The sequence below is a fragment of the Microbacterium aoyamense genome (assembly GCF_023155855.1).
Taxonomy (GTDB): Bacteria; Actinomycetota; Actinomycetes; order Actinomycetales; family Microbacteriaceae; genus Microbacterium; species Microbacterium aoyamense.
In genome coordinates this window covers 35988-50417 of the sequence record NZ_JAKNUT010000006.1, presented here as the reverse complement: position 1 = coordinate 50417, position 14430 = coordinate 35988, and the positions used below count along the sequence as shown (strand labels likewise).

Here is a 14430-nt window from a genome sequence, read left to right as displayed (position 1 = left end):
GCGCCCACGCGTGCATCGCACCCTGCGTGTCCGTCCTCCGCCGTAGACTTCTGCGGTGACAGTTCCCGGGATCGTGCGCGCCCTCGAGCAGGCGGAGTCCTTCCAGGATGCCGGGGCCGCGGCATCCGTCGACGCCGACTTCTCGCTCGTCGAGGGGCTCGCCGCCCCGACTCTCGCGGCACTCCTCGAGCGTCGCCGGAGCGGCGGCAAGCCGGGAGTGCTGCTCGTCGTGACTCCGACGGGGCGTCGCGCCGAAGCGATCGGTCCGGCGATCGGCTCCGTCCTGCCCGGGGCCGAAGTGCTGCACTTCCCGGCGTGGGAGACCCTGCCGCACGAGCGGCTGAGCCCGTCCGCCGAGATCGTCGGGCGGCGCCTCGAGGTGCTGGGTCGCATCGCGCGGTGGACGAGCGAGACCCCGCTCGTCGTCACCGCCTCCGTCCGCGGGGCCATCCAGCCCCTCGCAGCGGGCCTGACCGACATCGCACCGATCGAGCTCGCGATGGGCGGCCGCGGCCATGATCTCGGTGCCGTATCCCTCCGGCTCGTCGAGCTCGCCTATCACCGGGTCGACATGGTGTCGCGCCGCGGCGAGTTCGCGGTGCGCGGCGGCATCCTGGACGTGTTCCCGCCCACCGCGCCACATCCGTACCGGATCGAGTTCTTCGGCGACGAGGTCGACCAGATCCGGGCCTTCTCGGTCGCGGACCAGCGCTCACTGCCCGGCGATGTGCCATCCGTCGAGCTCATCGCGAGCCGCGAACTGCTGCTGACCGACTCCGTGCGCTCCCGCGCGCTGCAGCTCAAGGACGAGTTCCCGGGCCTGCGCGGAATGCTCGAGAAGATGAGCGAAGGCATCCCCGTCGAGGGGATGGAGTCGCTCATGCCGGCGGTGGCGGGCGAGCTCGTGACGCTCGTCGACTATCTGCCCGCGGCATCCGCCATCGCCCTCGTCGACCCGGAGCGATCCGTGACCCGCGCGATGACCCTCGGCGAGACGAACCGCGAGTTCCTCGGCGCCGCCTGGAGCGCCGCGACGGCCGGCGCCGAGACGCCCATCGACCTCGGGGCGGGCGATTTCGTGACGCTGCCGCGGCTGCGCGAAGACGCGCACGCGCGCGGCGACGTGTGGTGGACGCTCAGCGCGTTCGATTCGGGCGCGGCGGATGCAGCGGCCGAGGGGCTCATCGACGATGACATCGACGTCGCCCTCCAGCAGGCCGCGCTCGTGCGCGTTCCAGGTTCTGCGGTGCCGTCGTTCCAGGGGAACGTCGACGGCGCGATCGCTCACGTCGGCGCCCTGCTCGCCGACGGCTGGCGGGTCGTCGTCGCGGCATCCGGAATCGGACTCGTCGAGCGGGCACGCGATGTGCTCGCCGATCGGGGGATCGCGGCGCGCAAGGTCGACGATCTGCTCGCGGCACCCGAGCCCGGGGTTGCCCACGTCGTCGTCTCGACGCTGGAGCGCGGTTTCGAGGCTCCGGATGCCAAGCTCGCGGTGCTCACCGAGACCGAGTTCTACGGCCGCACGATCGGCGGAGACCAGCGCGTCGTCAAGAAGCTCGCGTCGCGGCGCAAGAACGTGGTCGACCCGATCCAGCTGAAGGCGGGGGATGTCGTCGTGCACGCGACGCACGGCATCGGCCGCTTCGTCGAGCTGACGCAGCGCGAGGTCTCGAGCGGCGGGCGCAACCCCGTCAAGACGACGCGCGAGTACCTCGTGCTCGAGTACGCGCCGTCCAAACGGGGCTACCCGGGCGACAAGCTCTTCGTGCCCACCGACCAGCTCGATCTGCTGTCGCGCTACGTCGGAGGCGAGGTTCCGACCCTGTCGAAGATGGGCGGCAGCGACTGGGCGCAGGCCAAGGGCAAGGCCCGCAAGGCGGTCCGCGACATCGCCGTCGAGCTCGTCAAGCTCTACTCGGCGCGCATGGCGGCCAAGGGGTACGCGTTCGGCCCGGACACCCCGTGGCAGCGCGAGCTCGAAGAGGCGTTCCCGTTCGCCGAGACGCCCGATCAGCTGCAGACGATCGACGAGATCAAAGCCGACATGCAGAAGCCGATCCCGATGGACCGCCTGCTGTCGGGCGATGTCGGCTTCGGCAAGACCGAGGTCGCCGTGCGCGCCGCCTTCAAGGCGATTCAGGACGGCAAGCAGGTCGCGATGCTCGTGCCGACGACGCTTCTCGTCAAACAGCACCTCGAGACGTTCACGGAGCGCTTCGCGGGGTTCCCCGTCAAGGTCAAGGCGCTGTCGCGCTTCCAGACCGACAAGCAGGCCCGCGACGTGCTCGCGGGGCTCACCGACGGCACGCTCGACATGGTGATCGGCACGCACCGCATCCTCACCGAAAAGGTCATCTTCAAGGACCTCGGGCTCATGATCATCGACGAGGAGCAGCGGTTCGGCGTCGAGCACAAGGACGCCCTCAAGAAGCTCAAGACGAACGTCGACATCCTCGCCATGAGCGCGACACCGATCCCGCGCACGCTCGAGATGGCGGTCACCGGCATCCGCGAGATGTCGACCCTGCAGACGCCGCCGGAAGACCGGCATCCGATCCTCTCGTTCGTCGGCCCCAAGAACGACAAGCAGATCGGCGCTGCGATCCGTCGTGAGCTGCTCCGCGAGGGCCAGGTGTTCTACGTGCACAACCGTGTGCAGTCGATCCAGCGCGTCGCGGCCGAGCTGCAGGAGCTCGTTCCCGAGGCGCGCATCGCGGTCGCGCACGGGCAGATGGGCGAGCACGCGCTCGAAGAGGTCGTCGACGCGTTCTGGGAGCGCCGGTTCGACGTGCTCGTGTGCACGACGATCGTCGAGACGGGCCTCGACATCTCGAATGCGAACACGATCATCATCGACCGCGCCGACAAGTACGGACTGTCTCAGCTGCATCAGCTGCGCGGGCGCGTCGGCCGGGCGCGCGAGCGCGCGTACGCCTACTTCCTGTACGACGATATGAAGCCGCTGTCCGAGACGGCGGCCGATCGGCTCGAGACGATCGCCGTCAACAACGACCTCGGCTCGGGCATGCAGGTCGCGCTGAAGGACCTCGAGATCCGCGGGGCGGGCAATCTCCTCGGCGCTGAGCAGGCCGGTCACATCGCGGGGGTCGGCTTCGACCTCTACCTGCGTATGATCGGCGAGGCCGTGTCGGCCTTCCGCGGCGACGAGGTCGAAGGGCCGACCGAGCTGCGGCTCGAGCTGCCCGTGCAGGCGCGCATCCCCGAGTCGTACATCGACAGCGAGCGCCTACGGCTCGAGGCCTATCAGAAGCTGTCGGCCGCGGCATCCATCTCGGCCAAGGACGACGCACTCGACCTCGTCATCGAGGAGCTCACCGACCGATACGGCGACCCGCCCGCTGAGGTCGACGGCCTGCTCGCGGTCGCTCGCCTGCGGCGTCGCGCCGCACGTGCGGGACTGGCCGACGTCGTCGCGATGGGCCCGAACCTGCGGCTCGCGCCCGCGAACCTGCCGGATTCGATGCAGGTGCGCCTGCGCCGGCTGCACCCCAAGGCGAAGCTCGTCGCGAGCGGTGAAGCGCTCGTCGTGCCGCTGCCGTCGGCGGGTGGCGAGGCCGTGGGGGATGCCGATCTCATCGCGTGGGTCGGTCAGCTCATCGACCAGCTCTGGCCCGAGAAGGATGCGGTGGCCTGAGCACCCGCGACCTCGCCGAGGACCCGCGACGGGCCCTCGGCGTGCTCTGAGTCGTCAGCTCCAGACGGCGAGGCAGTCCCGACAGGCGAACTCGAGCGTGTCGACCCAGCCCTCGTCGATCTCGCCGCGGCGATCGAGCGCGACCTGGAACCACCGCTCTGTCGCTCGCACATCGAGCGACCCGCAGTCGGGACAGACTTCGGCGACGATGATCCGTGCCATGCCGCCACGGTAACCCCGTCGGCGGGCAGCCCCGTGTGCGACGCGCGAGCGGCGCGGCATACGCCCTGTGTGCGCAGGACCCGCGGCGCTACGCTGGCGTCATCGGCAGAGAGGGCGAGCAGTGCGGTTCGAGCATCTCGGGGCGGAGCCCCGCATCCATCCGACGGCGGTCGTCGCGCCCACGGCCGTCATCAGCGGCGACGTCGAGATCGGTCCCGACTGCCAGATCCTGCACGGCGCCGTCATCACGGCCGAGGGCGGCGCGATCACGCTGGGCGAGAACGTCATCGTGATGGAGAACGCGCTCATCCGGGCGACGGCGACCAATCCCGTGCACATCGGGGATCACGTGCTCGTGGGGCCCATGGCGAGTATCTCGGGCGCCGTCATCGAGGAGGAGGTGTTCCTCGCGACGGGGACGCGCATCTTCAACGGCGCGCGCATCGGCGAGCGTTCGGAAGTGCGGATCAACGCCGTCGTCCACCTGCGCACGACGCTGCCGCCCGAGTCGACCGTGCCGATCGGCTGGATCGCCGTCGGCGACCCCGTGCAGCTCCTGCCACCCGACCGCCACGAGGAGATCTGGGCCGCTCAGCGCGAACTCGACTTCCCCGGCTACGTCTTCGGCCTCGATCATGAGACGCCCGACCTCATGGTGCAGCTCACGGAGCGGTACGGGCGCAGTCTCGCCCGCCACGAGCACGACCGTCGCCTCGACTGAGCCTCGCGCCGGCCGCGCCGCGGGTGGGGTCGTCTTGGGTTGGCGCATTCCGTCGCCGTTGGCGCGCGACGCCGCGGTATTCGCCAACTCACCGACTCGGCCCCCAGGTCGCGTTGGCGCGTTCTGTCGGGAGTGGCCGGGGCGATCGCAGCGAACCCGCGTCCGTCTCGGGTTGGCGCATCCTGTCGCCGTCGGCGCGCGACGCCGCGATGTGCGCCAACCCAACGAACCGGAGCCGCGTCGGGTTGGCGCACTCTGTCGGCAACGACGCGAGCGACCGCGGAATGCGACGACCCAGCGATCAGTCGACCAGCGCGGGGTGGATGCCGGGGGTCAGCCGGTGTTCTGGAGGCCCGCCGCGACGCCCGAGACCGACAGCAGCAGCAGGCGCTGGAGCTCCGGATCCACCGTCTCGGACGACCGCAGGCCGCGCAGGGCGCGCAGCTGCAGGAGCGACAGCGCATCGACGTAGGGGCTTCGCATCTTGACCGCCCGCTGGAGCACGGGCTTGTTGCCGAGTAGCTCCGTTCCGCCCGTGAGGCGCACGACCCACGAGCGCGTGAGCGTCATCTCGTCGCGCACGAGTTCCGCGAGGTCATCGCGATCGCCGAGCGACAGGTAATGCCGTGCGATGCGGTCATCGGCCTTCGCGAGGCTCATCGCGACGTTGTCGATCAGGGTGCGGAAGAGCGGCCACTCGGCGTACGCGGCGAGCAGGCGTTCTTCGTCGCCCACCGCGTCCAGCGCCGTGCCCAGACCGAACCAGCCCGCGAGGTTGATGCGCGCCTGCGTCCAGGCGAAGACCCACGGGATCGCCCGCAGATCTTCGAGTGACTCGACCGAAAGCCCGCGCCGCGCGGGCCGCGAGCCGAGCGCGAGCAGCCCGAGCTCTTCCATGGGCGTCACCTGGGCGAACCAGGGCGCGAAGCCGGGCGCCTTGACGAGGTCGAAGAAGCGGGCGCGGGATGCCGCATCCATCGCCGCCGCGACGTCCGCGTAGCGCTCCGCAGCCTCGCTGTTGCGTCGCTCGATCGAGGGGGCGGACGCGAGCAGCACGGCGGCGGCCACCTGATCGATGTGGCGCATCGCGATCGCGGGGTCTCCGTAGCGGGCGAAGATGACCTCGCCCTGCTCGGTCAGCTTGAAGCGCCCGTCGACGGAGTGCGGCGGCTGCGCGAGGATCGCCGAGTTGGCGGGGCCTCCACCGCGCCCGAGGGCTCCGCCGCGGCCGTGGAAGAGCGTCAGCTCGATCCCGCTCTCGCGCGCCCACGCCGAGATCTGCGCCTGCGCTTCGTAGAGCGCGAGGTTCGCCGCGACCGGCCCGACGTCCTTCGAGGAGTCGGAGTAGCCGAGCATGACCTCGAGGCGACGGTCCGTGGCATCCAGGCGTGCCGCGAACAGCGGGTGCTGGACGATCTCGGCCATGATCGCCGGACCCGCCTGCAGGTCGGCGAAGGTCTCGAACAGCGGGATGACGTCGAGAACGGGCGGCGTGCCGTCGGGGCCCACGGCATAGCGCGCGAGGCGGTGCACGTTCGCAAGGTCGTCGGCGGACTGCGTGAACGAGACGATGTAGCGGCCGGCGGCGCGGGGACCGTAGCGCTCCTGCAGGAAGACGATCGTGCGGAAGACCTCGAGCACTTCTTCCGCGAGTTCGCTGCGCGGCTCGTCGGCGTCCAGCTCCGCGAGCACCTTCGCGTGCACGGCGGAGTGCTGACGCACCTCGAGCTCTGCGAGATGGAACCCGAACGTCTCGACCTGCCAGAGCAGCTGCTGCAGGTGACCGTAGGCCTGTCGTGGTGCGCGCGCCGCGACGAGGGAGTCCTGCACGATGCGGAGGTCGGCGATCAGGTGCTCGGGGTCGCGGTAGGCGAGGTCGGCGTCGCGTGTGCGGGTCGCGGCGATCTTGCGGGCGACGAGGAGCAGGATGCGACGGTGCGGCTCGTTGGGCGACCGCTTCGCGATCTCGGTGGCCGCGTCCTCGTCGGCGTCCTTCAGTCTCTGCCACAGGGCGGTGAGTGCTGGCGACGGGGGAGTGGTCGAGGCATCCAGCGTCAACGTCCGCCCGATGCGTGCCGCCGTGCGCTCGAGGCCGAGCAGCACGTGCTCGCTCGCGATACCGGCCGCCTTGCGGGTGACGGAGGCCGTGACGAACGGATTGCCGTCGCGGTCGCCGCCGACCCACGATCCGATCCGGACGAACGGGCGCACGACCGGTGCCCGGCCGCCCGCCGCCGGACCCTGCAGGGCGTCGTCCACACGTCGGTAGACGTGCGGCACCGCGGTGTAGAGGGTCTCGTCGAAGATCGCCATGACGGCGCGCACTTCGTCGGTCGGCGCGGGCTTCTCGGGGCGCAGCGGCGCCGTGCGCCAGAGCGTGTCGATCTCCTCGAGCATGCGGCGTTCGGCGCGACGCTGGTCGGCGCCGTTGCGCAGCGACGCGTCGTGCTCTTCGAGCAGGGACGCGAGGCGACGGATGCTGGATGACACGGCCCGCCGCCGCGCTTCGGTCGGGTGGGCGGTGAAGACGGGGTGGAAGCGCAGCGCCTGCAGGCGCGCGAGCGCCGTGTCGTCGCCCACCTCGGTCGCGAGGTGCACGAACGCGGCGGCGATCGAGTCGCCGGCCTCCTCCTTGTCGGGGCGCCCGTCCCGCTCGCGCAGGATGCGGACGCGCTGGTGCTCCTCGGCGAGGTTGACGAGGTGGAAGTACGCCGTGAACGCGCGGGCCACTTCGTCGGCGCGCGAGATCGTGAAGGAGTCGGCGATCGCCGCGGCGCGCGCGAACGCTTCGTCGGACTCGTCGGTGTAGGCCTGGATCGTCGCGACCCGCAGGCTCTCGACATCCTCGAACAGGCCGGGCGAGCCGCTCTCGCGCAGAACTCTGCCCAACAGCGCGCCGAGCATGCGCACATCCGAGCGCATCTGCTCGGGGATCTCCTGCTCGGCTTCGTACCTGCCGACGAGGTCGATCGCTTCGGTCCGGGTGAGTTCGCGCATCCCTCAACGCTAACGCCGCCGTGTTTCGGTTTCGTCACGTCGTACACTGTGTGACGGAGCGCCGGGAAGTCTGGTCGGCACGATTCCCGTCGACCCTCCTGGAAGGCACCGTATGACGCTGCTCCGTTCTGACCGTTTCCCCGCGATCGTGCTGCTCGCCGCCGCCGCGCTCGGCCTCGTCGTCGCCAATACGGCGGCCGGCACGGTCGTCGACGACGCGATGCACGTCTACCTCGGCATCCCGGGATTCTTCGAGCTCTCGATCGAGCACTGGATCAAGGACGGCCTGCTCGCCGTCTTCTTCTTCGTCGTCGCGGTCGAGCTGCAGTTCGAGCTGACCGCGGGGGAGCTCAACTCCGCACGCAAGGCGATGCAGCCCGCGATCGCGGCGGCCGGAGGCGTCGTCGTGCCGATCGCGATCTTCCTCGCCTTCTCGTGGGGCACCGACAGCGCGAACGGCTGGCCGATTCCGACCGCGACGGATATCGCCTTCGCGCTCGGCGTGCTCGCCGTGTTCGGCAAGGGTCTGCCGTCCGCGCTGCGCATCTTCCTGCTCGCCCTCGCGATCCTCGACGACATCGTCGGCATCGTCTTCATCGCCGTCCTCTTCACGAACGGTGTCGACATCGGGATGCTGGCGCTCGCCGCCGTGGGAGTGGTCGCGTTCGGCATCCTGAGTCGTCAGCTCGACGGCCGGGGCCGCGTCCCGATCATGATCGCGCTGATCGTGGTCGCCGTCGTCACGTGGGCACTCGTCTACAAGTCCGGCGTGCACGCGACGATCGCCGGCGTCGCGCTCGGGCTCGCGATGGCCCAGCAGCCCGCGCTGCGCACCCGCCACGCCCTCGAACCGTGGGTCAACGGCGTGATCCTGCCGCTCTTCGCGTTCTCGGCGGCGCTCGTCGTCATCCCATCGGTCTCACCGTCGCAGCTGCAGCCCGCCTTCTGGGGCATCGTCGTCGCGCTCCCCGTCGGCAAGATCATCGGCATCTCGCTGTTCGGCTGGTTGTCGCTGCGAATCGGACACGACCGCACGACGGCGCCGGCACTGCGGTTCGGCGACCTTCTCGCGGCCGGCGCACTCGGGGGGATCGGGTTCACGGTGTCGCTCCTGCTGTCCGAGCTCGCGTTCTCGGGTGAGCCCCTCCTGCGCGACGAGGCGATCCTCGGGGTGCTCACGGGTTCCGTGATCTCACTCGTGCTGGCCGGAATCCTCGTATCGTGGCGGGCATGGCATCACCGGAGGATCGCGGCCGCGACGTCGTGACCGACCCCTTGCGCGACGCGGCCGACACCATGAGAGCCGTGCGCGACCGCTGCGTGTGGACGCAGCAGATCGACCACCGCGCGCTCGTTCCGTACCTCGTCGAGGAGAGCGCCGAGCTCATCGACGCCGTCGAGGACGGCTCGCGTGACGAACTGCGCGAAGAGCTCGGCGATCTGCTGTGGCAAGTGCTCTTCCATGCCGAGATCGCGTCGCGGGACGCTGAGGACCCGTTCGACATCGACGACGTCGCGCGCGGACTCACCGAGAAGATGGTGCGGCGGCATCCCCACGTCTTCGCAGACGCCGTCGCGACGACCCCGGAAGAGGTCCTCGTGCACTGGAACGCCGCGAAGGCGGCCGAGAAGCACGCCCGGACGAGCGTGCTGGACGGCGTTTCGCGCCACATGCCGTCGCTCGCGCTCGCGCAGAAGCTCCTGGGCAAGGCGGCGATCGTCGGACTGCCGAACCCGGGTGATCCTGTCGAACCCGAGCTCGTCGAGGTGCGGCTCGACGAGGATGCTCGGGTTCGCGACGACCCGCCCGCGTCCGAGGCCGAGCTCGGCGACGCACTGCTCGCGCTCGTGGTCGCAGCCCGTGCGAGCGGTTGGGATGCCGAGCGCGCGCTGCGCGAGCGGCTCCGCGTGCTCGAGGGCGAGATCCGCGGCCGGGAGCAGACGCCCGAAGCGACCTGAGAGACTGGTTCCGTGGCATCCGTGAACCCGCCGCGCGGCATGCGCGACTTCCTCCCCGCCGAGAAGGCCCGGCGCGAGCGCGTGCTCGCCGTCATCCGCGAGCGCTACCGCGCGCACGGCTTCGACGAGATCGAGACGCCCGTCATGGAGGAGTACGCCCGGCTGCACGCGGGCATCGGCGGCGACAACGAGAAGCTCGCGTTCAACGTGCTCAAGCGCGGTCTCGAGCCCGACGCGATCCGGGCAGCCGCCGACGATCCGGCCGCACTCACCGACCTCGGCCTGCGTTACGACCTCACCGTGCCGCTTGCGCGGTTCTACGCGAGCCACCGCGGCGAGCTGCCCGGCGTCTTCCGCTCGGTCCAGATCGCGCCCGTGTGGCGCGCCGAACGGCCGCAGAAGGGGCGCTACCGCCAGTTCGTGCAGTGCGACATCGACATCGTCGGCGACGCGTCCGCCCGCGCCGAGGCCGAGCTCGCGACGGCCACCCTCGACACGCTCGACGCGCTCGGGCTCGAGGGCGGCAGCATCCGCATCAACGACCGTCGAGTGCTGGACTGGATGCTGGCATCCTTCGGATTCACCGAGGACGAGCGCCCCGGGGTGCTCATCACGATCGACAAGCTCGACAAGCTCGGACCGCAGGGGATCGTCGACGAGCTCGCCGGCCGCGGCGCTTCGCCAGAGGCCGTTGAAGCCTTCCGTGCGTTCCTGTTCCGCCCGCAGACGAGGGAGTACAACCCCTTCGGTGAGCGTCAGATCCGCAAGGCCCTGCCCGAGGGCGCGCCTGACGAGATCGTCGCCCACCTCGTCGGCATCGGCGAGGCCGTGGCGGCGGCGCGCGATGCCGACGACATCCCGCTCGTCTTCGACCCGTTCCTCGTGCGGGGCATGGGCTACTACACCGGCACGATCTTCGAGCTCGCCCACCCGTCAGTGTCGTACTCCCTCGGCGGCGGCGGTCGCTACGACGGCATGATCGGCCGTTTCCTCGGGCAGGACGTGCCCGCGGTCGGCTTCTCGATCGGCTTCGAGCGCATCGTCGACCTGCTCGAGGCGGGAGTGGATGCCGCAGCGTCGGCCGTCGTCCTCGTCCACGACCGCGACATGCCGACGCGCGAACTGCTCGCGCTCAAGGCGGCGCTCGTCGCGGAAGGTTCACGCGTGCGGCTCGAGCACCGCACGAAGAACCTCAAAGCGCTGCTCGAACGAGCAGAGGCCGACGGCTACACCGCCTTCGCGACGGTTTCGGCGGGCGTGGCGCGCGACGACATCGAGATCAAGCCGCTCGGCTGACACCCGCCGTTCACCTGGGCGGTGTGCAATCGCGGCATGGCACACGCACGAACGGTCGCCATCGCCGCGGGCGCTCTGGTCGGATTCGCCGCCGTCACGGTTGCGGCTCGCGCCACCCTCGCCCGCCAAGCGGCGATCGCGCGTCGGCGCATCGGCAAGCCGCTCGGTGAGGACGCCCTCGACGCCGATCGGGTCTGGCAGCGCAGACGCGACGGCGAACCCATCGACCTTCTGCTCCTGGGGGACTCGATCGCCGCGGGCTTGGGGGCCGAACACCGCAAGGACACCCTGGGCGGACGGATCGCGAAAGGCCTCGCGAAGAGGCTGCACCGCCCCGTCCGGCTCCGGACGGCCGCGATCGTGGGCGCGGAGTCGTCCGCGCTCGCGCAGCAGCTCGACGACCTGCCCGCCGGCTACCGACCCGACATCGCGATCATCGTCGTCGGCGGCAACGACGTGACGCATCGCGTCCCTGTGGCGGAGTCCGCGCGCCACCTGAGCGACGCGGTCGGTCGCCTGCGACAGCGCGGAGCGAGCGTCGTGGTGGGCACGTGCCCCGATCTCGGAGCGCTCCGCCCCGTTCCGCAACCGCTCCGGTCGCTCGGGTCGAGGCAGTCACGCGTGCTCGCGGCGGCCCAGGCCGCTGCGGCCGAGGCTGCGGGCGCCCAGGCGGTGTCGCTGCGCACGGCGGTCGGGCACATCTTCATCTCCCAGCCCGACGAGATGTTCAGCCTCGACCGCTTCCACCCGAGCGCCCTCGGCTACCGGCGGACCGCCGAGGCGCTCCTTCCGGCCGTACTCGCCGCTCTCAGCGAGCGGACTCCGTGACGCGCTTCTTCTCTCTGACGTAGACCTCGCGGCGCACGCGCGCGACGACGTCGCCCGCGGCATCCGTGATCTCGGTCTCGAACCACTCGAGCACCTTCGCGCCGCCCTTCGCGCGTTCGCGGAGCTCCTGCGCCTTCTCGGGTGTCACGACGAAGTGCGCAGTGAGGACCCCGCGACCGGGCTTGAGGAACTCGATCTCTCCGCGGGTGTCCCAGACGACGTAGTCGCGACCGAGCTGATGCATCACGAGCATGAAGAAGTAGGGATCCGTCATCGCCGACATCGACCCGCCGAACGCCGTCTTGACGTAGTTGCGCGTGATGAGGTTGACGTGCAGTTCGACCGTGGCGCTCGTCCAGTCATCGGCGAACCGGCGGATGCGGATCCCGCTCCACAGGTTCGGGGCCCACAGGCTCATTCCGATCGCGAGGCGGCGGGGAGTCATGCGCATCCAGCCATGGTGCCCCAGCGCGCGAATCGTGCCGGAATCGATTGTCCGGCTGGTACAACTATTCTAGTTGCCATAGAATAAGTGCATGCTCATCCGCGTCGACCCGACCCGAGACACGCCGCTGTTCGATCAGCTCGCGGGCTCGATCCGCGCGGACATCGCGGCGGGAGTCCTGAGCGCAGGGGATCGCCTGCCCTCAGCCCGCGACGTCGCCACCGGCCTCGACGTGAACCTGCACACGGTCCTTCGTGCGTATCAGGAGCTCCGCGACGAAGGCCTCGTCGACATGCGCCGGGGGCGTGGGGCCGTCGTGACGGATGCCGCGGCCCCGCTCGCCGCCCTGCACGGCGACGTCACCGCGCTCGTCGAGCGCGCTCGCGCGCTGGGCCTCAACCCCGAAACCCTCGCATCCCTCATCAAGGAGCACCGATGACCGATATCCCGGCCGACGTCCGCCGCGCGAAGCGCGCCTACCTGCTGGTGGGACTGTGGATCCCGCTCGTGGTCGTCACAGGAGCGCTCGTGCTCATGCTCGTCTGGCTGCCAGGCATGCCCGAGACGATCGCGATCCACTGGAACGCGCGCGGTGAGGCCGACGGATTCGCCGCCGCCCGGACGACACCGGCGCTCTTCGCGGCCGTGGGCTACGGGCTCCCGCTCCTGCTCAGCCTTCTGGGTCTCGCAGGCAACCGCGAGGGCGAATGGGGGCCGACGTACCGGTTCCTCGCGACGATCAGCCTCGCCACGACGGCCTTCCTCACGACGCTCATCACCTGGACGTTCGCAGCGCAGCGGGGGCTCGCCGACACGCACGACGCTCCATCGATCGTCCCCGCGCTCGCAGTCGGGGCCGGACTCGGAGTCGCCGCGGGCGTCGCGGGTTGGTTCGCGCAGCCGAAGCTCACGGTGAGCGGCGGCAGCGCCGCGGGCGACTCGGTGCCCGCGATCACACTCGAGCCCGGCGAGCGTGTCGTGTGGCTGCGCACGACGACCATGGCCCGCGGCGGCGTGTTCGCGATCGTCGGCTCCACCGTGCTCGTCGCGGGGCTGGCCGTCGCGTTCGCGCTGATCGGCATCGACATCTGGTGGGTCATGGCGCTCATCGCACTCCTCTTCGCGGTGCTCGCCGTGACGACGTGCGTCTTCCGCGTGCGTGTCGACTCGTCCGGGTTGCGGGTCGTCTCGCCGGTCGGCATTCCGCGCTTCCGTGTTGCGCTCGACGACATCTCATCGGTGTCGGTCGTGCACGTCAACCCGATGGCGGAGTTCGGCGGCTGGGGCATCCGCCTCGGTGTCGACGGGCGGTTCGGCATCGTGCTGCACTCGGGTCAGGCGATCCAGGTGGTCCGGCGCAGCGGGAAGACCTTCGTCGTGACGGTCGACGACGCCGAGACCGGTGCCGCGCTGCTGACGGCGCTCGCGGCGCGCGCTCGCGCTTGACGCGGCATCCCTCGGCTTGTTGGCTGACTTCATGACCGAGCCCACCCCCGACGCCTGGCGACGCCTCGACGACTACCTCACGGAAACGCTCGTCGGCCATGACGACGCCCTCGAAGCCGCTGTCGCCGCTCAGGAGACCGCGGGACTGCCCGCGATCGAGGTCGCACCCGTGAACGGCAAGCTGCTGAACCTGCTGGCCCGCATCTCGGGCGCGCGACGGGTGCTCGAGATCGGCACCTTGGGCGCGTACTCGACGATCTGGATGGCCCGCGGCATCCCGGACGACGGACGCATCGTGACGGTCGAGGCGGAGCCGGTCAACGCGGGCGTCGCGCGGGCGAACCTCGACCGCGCGGGTGTGGGAGAGAAGGTCGAGATCCTCATCGGCCGGGCCGCCGATGTGCTGCCGGGCCTCGAGGGCGGCGAGCCGTTCGACCTCGTCTTCATCGACGCCGACAAGGAGTCCAACACGATCTACCTCGACTGGGCCGCGCGGCTGGGCCGTCCCGGCACGGTCGTCGTCGTCGACAACATCGGCCGCGGGGGAGAGGTCGCCAACCCCGCGACCGAGAATCCGCAGGTCATCGGCACTCAGCGCGGGCTCGAACTGCTCGCGCGGGATCCGCGGTTCGACGCGACCGCGCTGCAGACCCTGGACCGCAAGGGCTGGGACGGCGTCGCGATCGCGCTCGTGGTCTGACACCGCAGGAACCCTCTGCTCGGCCAAGGGTGAATGCCCAGCCGAGGGCCGGATCCCGCTCATCGCTCCTCCGCTCGGCAACCTTCCTTGGCCGAGGCGAGGGAGAAGGGAAAGACTGGATGCCTAGGGCCGAGGCATCCGGTTCACTAAGCTCGGAA

At 70.4% G+C, this 14430-nt stretch carries 12 protein-coding genes; 9 read left to right on the top strand and 3 right to left on the bottom strand.

Annotated features, from left to right (window positions below):
• The first annotated feature begins 55 nt into the window (after positions 1-55).
• Positions 56-3658 (top strand): transcription-repair coupling factor, encoded by a 3603-nt coding sequence (mfd, locus tag MA876_RS15115; protein ID WP_248151301.1) that lies wholly within the window; start codon positions 56-58, stop codon positions 3656-3658.
• 54 nt (positions 3659-3712) lie between these two features.
• On the opposite strand, the gene MA876_RS15110 is transcribed toward mfd, so the two are convergent.
• A complete protein-coding gene (locus tag MA876_RS15110) occupies positions 3713-3880 on the bottom strand; it encodes a hypothetical protein (RefSeq protein WP_248151298.1) in 168 nt (55 codons plus the stop codon).
• A gap of 121 nt (positions 3881-4001) precedes the next feature.
• On the opposite strand from MA876_RS15110, the gene MA876_RS15105 reads away from it, so the two are divergent.
• On the top strand, positions 4002-4601 hold the full coding sequence (locus tag MA876_RS15105; protein WP_248151297.1) for a gamma carbonic anhydrase family protein: 600 nt from the start codon (positions 4002-4004) through the stop codon (positions 4599-4601).
• A gap of 333 nt (positions 4602-4934) precedes the next feature.
• On the opposite strand, the gene MA876_RS15100 is transcribed toward MA876_RS15105, so the two are convergent.
• Complete coding sequence (locus MA876_RS15100; RefSeq protein WP_248151296.1) at positions 4935-7598, bottom strand: phosphoenolpyruvate carboxylase; 2664 nt, start codon at positions 7596-7598, stop codon at positions 4935-4937.
• Between the two features lie 112 nt (positions 7599-7710).
• Here MA876_RS15100 and nhaA point away from each other — a divergent pair, with 112 nt between their 5' ends.
• The 4 genes from nhaA to MA876_RS15080 are packed head-to-tail and all read left to right on the top strand — an operon-like array spanning position 7711 to position 11681.
• Positions 7711-8865, top strand: coding sequence for a Na+/H+ antiporter NhaA (gene nhaA / locus MA876_RS15095; protein WP_248151295.1), 1155 nt, complete (start codon positions 7711-7713; stop codon positions 8863-8865).
• The gene (locus MA876_RS15090; RefSeq protein WP_248151294.1) at positions 8829-9557 is read left to right on the top strand and encodes a nucleoside triphosphate pyrophosphohydrolase; all 729 of its coding nucleotides are present in this window, start codon (positions 8829-8831) and stop codon (positions 9555-9557) included. The genes nhaA and MA876_RS15090 overlap by 37 nt, the downstream gene beginning before the upstream one ends.
• A 39-nt stretch (positions 9558-9596) precedes the next feature.
• Positions 9597-10853 (top strand): histidine--tRNA ligase, encoded by a 1257-nt coding sequence (hisS, locus tag MA876_RS15085; protein ID WP_248151856.1) that lies wholly within the window; start codon positions 9597-9599, stop codon positions 10851-10853.
• Positions 10854-10889: 36 nt separating this feature from the next.
• Positions 10890-11681 (top strand): SGNH/GDSL hydrolase family protein, encoded by a 792-nt coding sequence (locus tag MA876_RS15080; RefSeq protein ID WP_248151293.1) that lies wholly within the window; start codon positions 10890-10892, stop codon positions 11679-11681.
• Here MA876_RS15080 and MA876_RS15075 read toward each other — a convergent pair.
• On the bottom strand, positions 11662-12132 hold the full coding sequence (locus MA876_RS15075; protein WP_248151292.1) for a DUF4442 domain-containing protein: 471 nt from the start codon (positions 12130-12132) through the stop codon (positions 11662-11664). The genes MA876_RS15080 and MA876_RS15075 overlap by 20 nt on opposite strands.
• Before the next feature lie 85 nt (positions 12133-12217).
• Here MA876_RS15075 and MA876_RS15070 point away from each other — a divergent pair, with 85 nt between their 5' ends.
• Genes MA876_RS15070 through MA876_RS15060 form a run of 3 tightly spaced genes read left to right on the top strand, consistent with a single transcriptional unit; the run spans position 12218 to position 14272 of the window.
• Positions 12218-12565, top strand: a complete 348-nt coding sequence (locus MA876_RS15070) for a GntR family transcriptional regulator (RefSeq protein ID WP_248151289.1) — start codon at positions 12218-12220, stop codon at positions 12563-12565.
• Positions 12562-13572 carry a DUF1648 domain-containing protein gene (locus tag MA876_RS15065; RefSeq protein ID WP_248151273.1) on the top strand — a complete coding sequence of 337 codons (1011 nt, stop codon included), beginning with the start codon at positions 12562-12564 and terminating at the stop codon, positions 13570-13572. The genes MA876_RS15070 and MA876_RS15065 overlap by 4 nt, the downstream gene beginning before the upstream one ends.
• A 31-nt stretch (positions 13573-13603) precedes the next feature.
• Positions 13604-14272, top strand: a complete 669-nt coding sequence (locus MA876_RS15060; protein WP_248151270.1) for an O-methyltransferase — start codon at positions 13604-13606, stop codon at positions 14270-14272.
• Positions 14273-14430 lie beyond the last annotated feature (158 nt).